Source organism: Candidatus Eisenbacteria bacterium (genome assembly GCA_013140805.1).
GTDB lineage: Bacteria > Eisenbacteria > RBG-16-71-46 > RBG-16-71-46 > RBG-16-71-46 > JABFRW01.
The window spans coordinates 1-7,902 of sequence record JABFRW010000092.1; the positions used below are offsets into that span (position 1 = coordinate 1).

7 protein-coding genes are annotated in these 7,902 nt (G+C 68.3%); 4 read left to right on the forward strand and 3 right to left on the reverse strand.

Annotated elements, in window-relative coordinates:
• The 3 genes from HOP12_07940 to HOP12_07950 form a co-directional block, all read right to left on the reverse strand.
• Window positions 1–549 (reverse strand): hypothetical protein (locus HOP12_07940; GenBank protein ID NOT34085.1); only part of this gene is annotated, 549 nt, incomplete at its 3' end.
• A gap of 61 nt (window positions 550–610) precedes the next feature.
• On the reverse strand, window positions 611–1,702 hold the full coding sequence (locus HOP12_07945; GenBank protein NOT34086.1) for a VWA domain-containing protein: 1,092 nt from the start codon (window positions 1,700–1,702) through the stop codon (window positions 611–613).
• 16 nt (window positions 1,703–1,718) lie between these two features.
• Window positions 1,719–3,215 (reverse strand): sigma 54-interacting transcriptional regulator, encoded by a 1,497-nt coding sequence (locus HOP12_07950; GenBank protein ID NOT34087.1) that lies wholly within the window; start codon window positions 3,213–3,215, stop codon window positions 1,719–1,721.
• A 143-nt stretch (window positions 3,216–3,358) separates the two neighbouring features.
• Between HOP12_07950 and HOP12_07955 the strand changes: the two genes are divergently transcribed.
• The 4 genes from HOP12_07955 to HOP12_07970 are packed head-to-tail and all read left to right on the forward strand — an operon-like array spanning window position 3,359 to window position 7,850.
• Window positions 3,359–3,766: a hypothetical protein gene (locus HOP12_07955; GenBank protein NOT34088.1), complete on the forward strand. Its 408-nt coding sequence runs from the start codon at window positions 3,359–3,361 to the stop codon at window positions 3,764–3,766.
• Window positions 3,767–3,776: 10 nt separating this feature from the next.
• Complete coding sequence (locus HOP12_07960) at window positions 3,777–4,964, forward strand: hypothetical protein (protein NOT34089.1); 1,188 nt, start codon at window positions 3,777–3,779, stop codon at window positions 4,962–4,964.
• Between the two features lie 58 nt (window positions 4,965–5,022).
• On the forward strand, window positions 5,023–6,303 hold the full coding sequence (locus HOP12_07965; protein ID NOT34090.1) for an FAD-dependent oxidoreductase: 1,281 nt from the start codon (window positions 5,023–5,025) through the stop codon (window positions 6,301–6,303).
• 35 nt (window positions 6,304–6,338) lie between these two features.
• Window positions 6,339–7,850 carry an FAD-binding protein gene (locus tag HOP12_07970; protein ID NOT34091.1) on the forward strand — a complete coding sequence of 504 codons (1,512 nt, stop codon included), beginning with the start codon at window positions 6,339–6,341 and terminating at the stop codon, window positions 7,848–7,850.
• The last annotated feature ends 52 nt before the right edge of the window (window positions 7,851–7,902 follow it).

Here is a 7,902-nt window from a genome sequence, read left to right on the forward strand (position 1 = left end):
ATGCGCGACCGCGCTCGAGTCGAGCCACGCGAGTGCGGGTGCCGGCCCCTGCAGCTGTGCCGCGAACCGCGTGCGCTCGAGTGCGCGATCTTCGCGCTGCGACGGCTCCGAGGTCACCCAGCGGTCGTAGTCGATGAGCGCGCGTGCCTCACCGCGCGCCGCGCGCACGCGGGCGCGGACTCCGAGCGCGGTCGCGTCGTCGACGAGCGAAGCGAGCACGCGATTCGCGAGCGACTCGGCCGCGACGTGGTGCCCGGCGTCGAACTCGAATTTGGCGCCGAGTCGGGCGACCCGCGGGTCGGAAGGCGCCATGCGGCGCGCCAGGGCGAGATGGCCAAGCGCCTTGTCGAACTCGCGGTCATCGCGAAACCACTCGGCGCGGACCAGGTGCTGGGTCAGCGGGTCGAGCTTCTCGATCTCCGCCTCTTCCGCAAGTTCCGACGACTCGTCGTGCGCCAGTGCGGGCCGGATGCCAGGCCACGGCGCCACCAGCAGGAGCGCAAAGATCGAGCACGCGAGGGTGCGACGGAGCTCCGGAGCAGGATTCATGAGCGCAGCATGGTACGGACGTGGTGCGGCACACAAGCGGTTTCGCGCCGGCGCCGCACCCCTAGTGCACCCGTTTGCGGCGGTTCCGCACGAAGTCGCGGAACACGTAGGCGCCGAGGTTGTTCGGATCGGTCTCGTAGATGCGGCCGTGGTTCAGGGCCGTGAGCTTCCGCACGAACTCGAGCAGCGGATGGTCGGTCGCGAGCATGAACGTGGTGATCGCGATGCGCTTGCGGCGGCACTGACCGGCTTCCTCGAGCGTCTTGTTCACGATCTTGGGATCGAGTCCGAACGGGTTCTTGTAGAGGCGCCCGAACTCGCGGATCGCCGACGGCTTTCCGTCGGTGATCATGAAGATCTGCTTGTTCACGCCGCGCCGCCCCTCGAGGATGCGGCGCGCGAGCTGCAAACCGGCGCGCGTGTTGGTGTGGAACGGGCCGGCCTGGATCTTCATGAGGTCCTTGATCGGTACCTGGGTGGCATCGTCACCGAACAGCACCACGTCGAGCGTGTCCTTCGGGTAGCGCGTGCGGATGAGTTGCGCGAGCGCCAGCGCGATCTTCTTGGCCGGCGTGATGCGGTCCTCGCCGTACAGGATCATGCTGTGGCTCACGTCCACCATCAGAACGGTCGCACACGCCGAGAGATGCTCGTTCTCGTAGACCTCGAGATCCTCCTCGGCGAGTTCGAGATTCTCGATGCCCTGACGCTTGACCGCATTGCTCACCGAGGCGAGCGGGTCCAGATCCGCCAGGTTGTCGCCGAACTGCCACGCGCGCGTCTCGGACAGCCGCTCGCCGCCGCGACCCGCGTTCGGTGTGCGGTGATCGCCGGCGCCGCCGGCCTGCAGGGTCGAGAAGATCTCGTTCAGCGAATCCTGGCGGATGCGCCGCTCGCCCCTGGGCGTCATCTGGAAGCCCTGCGGCGTGCGCTCCGCCTCGCCGGTCTCCTCGAGCATCTTCTTGAAGTCGGCGAGACCGAACTTCTCGTTGAAGAAGCCGTACTGCTCGCCGAAGTGTTCCATCCAGCGCAACGCCTCGTCGACGTCGCCGCCGGTCTGGAGCAGCAGATTGCGATAGATCTCCATGATCTGCTTCAGGAACTGGAGATCGTTGGGCCGCGGCCCCCGCCATTTGGAATAGTCGAAGCGCATCGTCGAGCCCTCGGGCTCAATCCTCGCCGAATCCGCTCAGCATGCTCTTGAGCATGTCCTTGTAGGACGTCTTCGCTCCATCGCTGCGTTCGCGCGACAGGATCGAATGCTGGTGCAGGCCCTCGAGTACCAGCTCCATCGCGACGGGAGCCTCCTCGGAGCTGGCCGGCTCCAGATACTTGGCCGCCAGCGGGGCGAGTCCCTTGACCGCGCCGAGCTGAGCGGCGAACTCATCGTGCGGCGTGTCGTCGCCGATCTCGACATGATTGCCGCTCGCGAACCAGTCGAGGATCGGACGGTATTCGGACGAGGCGAGCGGTTCCGACTCGGCCTGCGCCGCGCGGCCCTTGCGCGGCTTGTAGGCGTCCGGCAGCCGCTGCGCGAACAGTGCCTTGATGCCGCGACCGAGCAGCGCACGCGCCACGTTGAGCGCGCCCTCCTGCTCGCCTTCGAGCACCAGTTCGACCTTGCCGGAAACGCCCGAGACCGCGTTCGCCAGGTCGCACACCCGCGTCACCACGCGCGTTTCGCCGGTGCGCAGCCCGCGCCGCTCGGCGTTCGAGACCAGATTCTCGAGCAGTGCGATCGGCAGCCGGGCCGAGACGCCCGAATTCTGATCGACGTATTCGCTGCGACGCGCCTGGATCGCCACTTCCTCGATCAGATCGCGCATGAAGCCCGGCACCACCACCGCGATGTCGGAACCGCGCTCGGTCCACGCCTCCTGCCGGGTGATCGCGATGCCGTCTTCGCGCGTCAGCGGGTAGTGCGTGATGATCTGCGAGTTGATGCGGTCGCGCAGCGGCGTGATGATGTTGCCGCGATTGGTGTAGTCCTCGGGGTTCGCCGAGAACACCATGGCGACGTCGAGCGGAATCCGCACCGGGAAGCCGCGGATCTGAAAGTCCTTTTCCTCGAGCATATTCAGGAGGCCGACCTGGATGCGCGGCTGGAGGTCGGGAAGCTCGTTGATCGCGAAGATGCCGCGGTTGGTGCGGGGAATGATGCCGTAGTGGATGACGCGTTCGTCCGAGTAGTCGAGCCTCAGAGTCGCGGCCTTGATGGGATCGATGTCGCCGATCAGATCGGCGATCGTCACGTCGGGCGTCGCGAGCTTCTCCTGATAACGGAGGTCGCGGTGAATCCACTCGATCGGGGCCTGATCGCCCTGAGTCTCGAGCACCATGCGGGCGTGATGGGTGAGCGGCTGCAGCGGGTCGCTGCGCAGCGGGCACCCTTCGACCGCCGGCATCCACTCGTCGAGAAACCGCGTCAGCGCACGCAGCAGGCGCGTCTTGGCCTGACCGCGCAGGCCGAGCAGGATGAAGTCGTGGCGCGAGAGGATCGCGTTGACGACCTGCGGTTCGACGGTGTTCTCGTAGCCGACGATGCCCGGAAACAAGGGCTCGCCGGCTCGCAGGGCGCGAGTCAGATTGGCGCGCAGCTCGTCCTTGACCGATCGCAGTCGGTGACCGGAGGCCTTGAGCTCGGCGAAGGTGCGCGGACGATGCATCGGGCGATGGCTCCTTGCAGGGGTGAGAGCGTCGCGGCGGGAACGCCCGTTGAAGATTCGATGAGGCTGAAGTGTAGGGAGCGGTCCCGGGCCGCGCAATCCAGTCGCGCGGCGCGCCGAGCGCGCAACTTCGGGTTCGATTCATGAGCCGCGATTCCGGTTCGCGTCCTGATGGCACTCACCAGGACGAACAGGTGCTCGAACTCGAAACCGAACGCGTGGGCGCCCCGTTGCCGGGCGCTCAGCCCCCGCCGGGTCAGGGCGGCGTCAACTTGCCGCAGCGTTCGGCGAATCGTCGGCGCGCCGCGTGGGCGGTGGCGCTGTTCGCCGACTTCCTGCAGTGGATCGCGCTGCCGTTCTTCGCCCCCGGAGTACTCTCGCCGTTCAACAACGGACTCGACCTGCTCGTGGCAGCACTTCTGATCCGGCTGCTCGGATGGCACTGGGCGTTCCTTCCGACCTTCGTGGCCGAGCTGGTTCCGGGCCTCGATCTGGTGCCGACCTGGACGGCCGCGGTGTGGCTCGCGACCCGCGGCGCTGCCCGCAAGTGACGCCGCTCCGATGACGCGCGACGCCTCGCTGCTCGAGGAATGCCGCCAACTTCAGCGCGCGGTCGAACCCTACGCGACGCTCGCGGCCCTGCACGCCGCTCCCGAGTGGTCATCGCTCGCACCGCGATTCAACGCGGTACTGGCGCGCGTGCATCGCTACCTGCCGCCGGGCTTCGATGCCGACGCGTCCGCCAGCGAACACCCGGCGCCCATCGAAACCAATCCCGTGAACGCGGTGCACTGGAACATCGAACACGGGAACTGGTTCGATTTGCTCACGCACTCGTTGCGCGAGCACCCGAGCCTGCGGGATGCGGATCTGCTGATGATGAACGAAGTCGATCTGGGAATGGCGCGCGCCGGCAATCGCGACGTCACCGCCGAGTTGTGCGGAGCGCTCGGTCGCCACGGGGTGTGGGGCCCCATGTTCCTCGAGACCACACTGGGCCGCGACGACGACCTTGCGGCCGCCGCGGGGCGCACCAATGAGGAATCCCTGTTCGGGCTCTCGATTCTTTCGCGCTGGCCGATCGGCAACGCGCGGGTCGTCGAGCTGCCGAGTCCCGAAGCGCTTCAGTTCGATCTCGAGCGCATGGTCGGCCGGCACGTGGCACTGATCGCCGAGATCCTGCGGCCCGGCGCGCCGTTCGTCGCGGTCACCGCCCACCTCGAAGTACATCGCACCCGCGCGCATCGCGCGGCTCAGGTGCAGGCGATCGTCGAAGCACTGAGGGGCGAGCGGCGACCGATCGTGATGTCGGGTGATTTCAACACGCACACCTTCGACCGCGGCGAGTGGCACTCGGCACTTCTGGCGGGACTCGCGCTGCTGGCGACTCCGGGTCCGTGGCTCGAGCGGCGACTGCTGTGGCCCGATCGCGGTCCGATGGCCGAGCCGCTGTTCGAGATCCTGCGCACCGCGGGCTTCGCGTGGGAGCCGTGGGTCGACTTCCACCCCACGCTGCAGCTTCGCATCGACCGCGTCGACGAGTCGCGCGCGTTCTGGCTGCTCGACGCACTCGCGCACCCGGTCGTTGCGTGGGCGGGACGACGCGGAAAGCTGCGGCTCGACTGGTTTGCGGGGCGCGGATGGCCCGACGCGGCGGCCGCTCCGAGCACCCGCGGCCGCACGCTCGCGGGTCTCGATGGGCCCGGCAAGGCCTCGGATCACGCGCCGATCGTGGCGCATTTCGGGTAGGCTCCGCTTCGTCCTTTCACACCTCGCATTCCCTCGATCCGCTCAGGAGTCGCACCGCATGGCCCTCCCCGCCCGCAACACTCTCGCCGTGATCGGAGCCGGTCCGGTCGGCCTCGAAGCTGCACTCGCCGCGCTCGACGCCGGCTTCGACGTGCACGTCTTCGAGCGCGGGGACGTTGGCGCTCATCTGAGCGCATGGGGGCACGTGCGGCTGTTCACACCGTGGCGCATGAACGTGGGGACGACTTCGCGCGAGCGCCTCGAGCGCAGCGGTTGGAAGTGGTCGGATCCGGAGGCCTGCCCGACCGGCGCCGAACTCGTCGCGCAGGTTCTCGAGCCGCTCGCCTTGTTGCCGGAGCTGAAGGACCGCGTCCACACGCACGCGCAGGTCGTGCACGTGTCGCGGCGCGGTACGCTCAAGGGCGATCTCGTCGCGAATCCGGAACGTCGCGAGTTTCCATTTCGGTTGCTGGTCCGCGACACCGGGGGACGCGAGAACTTCATTCACGCTTTCAACGTGATCGATGCCTCGGGCGTCTACGGCACCCCGAACTGGGCGGGCGACGGCGGGATCCCGGCACGTCAGGAACTCTATCTGGGCCCGCAGCTGAGCTATCACCTCGACGACGTGAAGGGGCTGCGCCGCGAACGTTACGCCGGCAAACGCACGATGGTGATCGGTGCGGGACACAGCGCCGCCACGGTCGTGCGAGACCTCGCCGAGCTGGCGACCGAAGCTCCCGGCACCCGCGTGCTGTGGGCGACGCGTGGGGACGCCGCGACGCTGTTCCTCGAGCGCGCCGACGACTCGCTGCCGGAGCGCGCGACGCTCGATCGCGGTGCGCGCGCCCTGGTGGCGGGGGCCGACCCGGCGGTGACGCACGTGGGTGGTGCGGTGATCGAGGGCTTCGAGTTCAACTCGGCGACGCATCGCTACCGCGTCGCGCTGCGGATCGGCGAGCAGACGCGCAACGAGGAGGTCGACCAGGTGATCGTCAACACCGGATACGGCCCCGACAACTCGATCTATCGCGAGCTGCAGATTCACGAGTGCTACGGCTCGCGCGGCCCCATGAAACTCTCGGCGGCGATCCTGGGCGCCAGCGGCGCGGCCGGCGGCGACTGCACGAAGATGCCGGCATTCGGCATCGACGCGCTCGCGAACCCCGAGCCGGACTACTTCATCGTGGGCAACAAGTCGTACGCGCGGTACAGTTCGTTCCTGCTCGAGACGGGCTACCGGCAGGTCGCCGACGTGGTGGCGAGTCTGGCAGCGAACCCCACATCACTCGCGAGTGCAGCAGTGGGCACTGCGGCGGTGTCGAGCCCGACGGGGTGACCAACTCGCGTGCGCCGATGTTAGGCTCGCCCGCGATGAATTCTCCAGCCTCGCCGCTCACCCCCTCCCATCTCGACGAGCTCCGGGCCCTGCTCGGCGCCGACGGAGTGGTCAGCAGCAACGCGGCGCTCTTTACCTACGAAACCGATGCGCTGATGCTCGAGAAGCACCGGCCCGACGTGGTGGTGCTGCCGCGCAACTCCGACGAGGTCGCGGCGGTCGTGCGCTGGGCGCGATCCCTCGGACTGCCGATCACGGCGCGCGGCGCGGGCACCGGACTCGCGGGTGGCGCCACGCCCGAGTTCGGTGGAGTGGTGCTCAGCGTCAATCGCATGGACGCGGTGCTGAGCGTGGACGCCGAGCGGCTGTTCGCATGGGTTCAGCCCGGGCTCGTCAACCTGTGGTTGTCGCAGCACGTCGCCCCGCTCGGGCTCTATTACGCCCCCGATCCGGCCTCGCAGCAGGTCAGCACGATCGGCGGCAACGTAGCGACGAATGCCGGCGGGCCGCATTGCCTCAAGTACGGCGTCACGCTCAATCACGTGCTCGGCGCGGTGGTGGTGCTCGAAGACGGCTCGGTGGTGACGCTCGGAGGCGATGCGCTCGATTCGGCCGACGATGACCTGCTGTCGGTCGTGATCGGAAGCGAAGGCACGCTGGGAATCGTCACCGAGATCTGCGTGCGACTGCTGCCGAAGCCGGCGGCCGTGCGCACCATGCTGTTCGACTTCGAGACCATCGAAGCCGGTTGTCATGCGGTCTCGAACGCCATCGCTGCGGGGATGGTGCCGGCGGCGATGGAGATCATCGATCGCCACACCGTGGGACTGGTCGAGGCGTGGCTGCACCTGGGACTCCCGACCGACGCGGCCGCGGTGCTGCTGATCGAGATGGACGGGCCGATCGAGGGGCTCGACGCGCAGGTCGAGCGCATCGGTGCGATCGCGCGCGAGGCGGGTGCGCGCAGCATGCGGGTGGCGAAGGACGACGCCGAGCGCGCCGCGATCTGGCGCGGCCGCAAGTCGGCGTTCGGCGCCTACGGCCGCACCGCCAGCGGCTTCTACATCATGGACGGCGTGGTTCCGCGCACCCGGCTCGCCGAAGCCCTTTCGGCGATCTATCGCATGGCAGGCGAGCGCGGGCTCGAGGCCGGCAACGTGTTCCACGCCGGCGACGGCAATCTGCATCCGCACATTCTGTTCGACGCCGACGATCCGGCGGCGCGCGCCGCGGCGCTCGAGGTGTCGCACGAAATCCTGCGCATGTGCATCCGCATGGGCGGCACGATCTCGGGCGAGCACGGCGTCGGCATCGAGAAGCGATCCATGATGAACGAGTTGTTCGCACCCGAAGACCTGGCGCTCATGGAGCGCCTGCGTGCGGCATTCGATCCTGCGCGAGCACTCAACCCCGGCAAGATCCTCCCTGGAGGCGCCGGCTGTGGCGAAGCGCGCGCCGCGCAGGCGGCGTTCGGGGGGCGCGACGGCGTTCCCGCACAGCTCGGCGGACGCGCCATGAGTGGTGACGTGGAGGGCCCGTGGATCTGAGTTACGCGATCGAGGCCGGTGAGATCGAGCGCCAGGTCGTAGCGCTCAGGAG

Coding starts and splice junctions, on each gene's coding strand:
- HOP12_07945 (NOT34086.1), bottom strand. CDS start 1,702: ATGCGCTTCGACTATTCCAAATGGCGGGGGCCGCGGCCCAACGATCTC.
- HOP12_07950 (NOT34087.1), bottom strand. CDS start 3,215: ATGCATCGTCCGCGCACCTTCGCCGAGCTCAAGGCCTCCGGTCACCGA.
- HOP12_07955 (NOT34088.1), top strand. CDS start 3,359: ATGAGCCGCGATTCCGGTTCGCGTCCTGATGGCACTCACCAGGACGAA.
- HOP12_07960 (NOT34089.1), top strand. CDS start 3,777: ATGACGCGCGACGCCTCGCTGCTCGAGGAATGCCGCCAACTTCAGCGC.
- HOP12_07965 (NOT34090.1), top strand. CDS start 5,023: ATGGCCCTCCCCGCCCGCAACACTCTCGCCGTGATCGGAGCCGGTCCG.
- HOP12_07970 (NOT34091.1), top strand. CDS start 6,339: ATGAATTCTCCAGCCTCGCCGCTCACCCCCTCCCATCTCGACGAGCTC.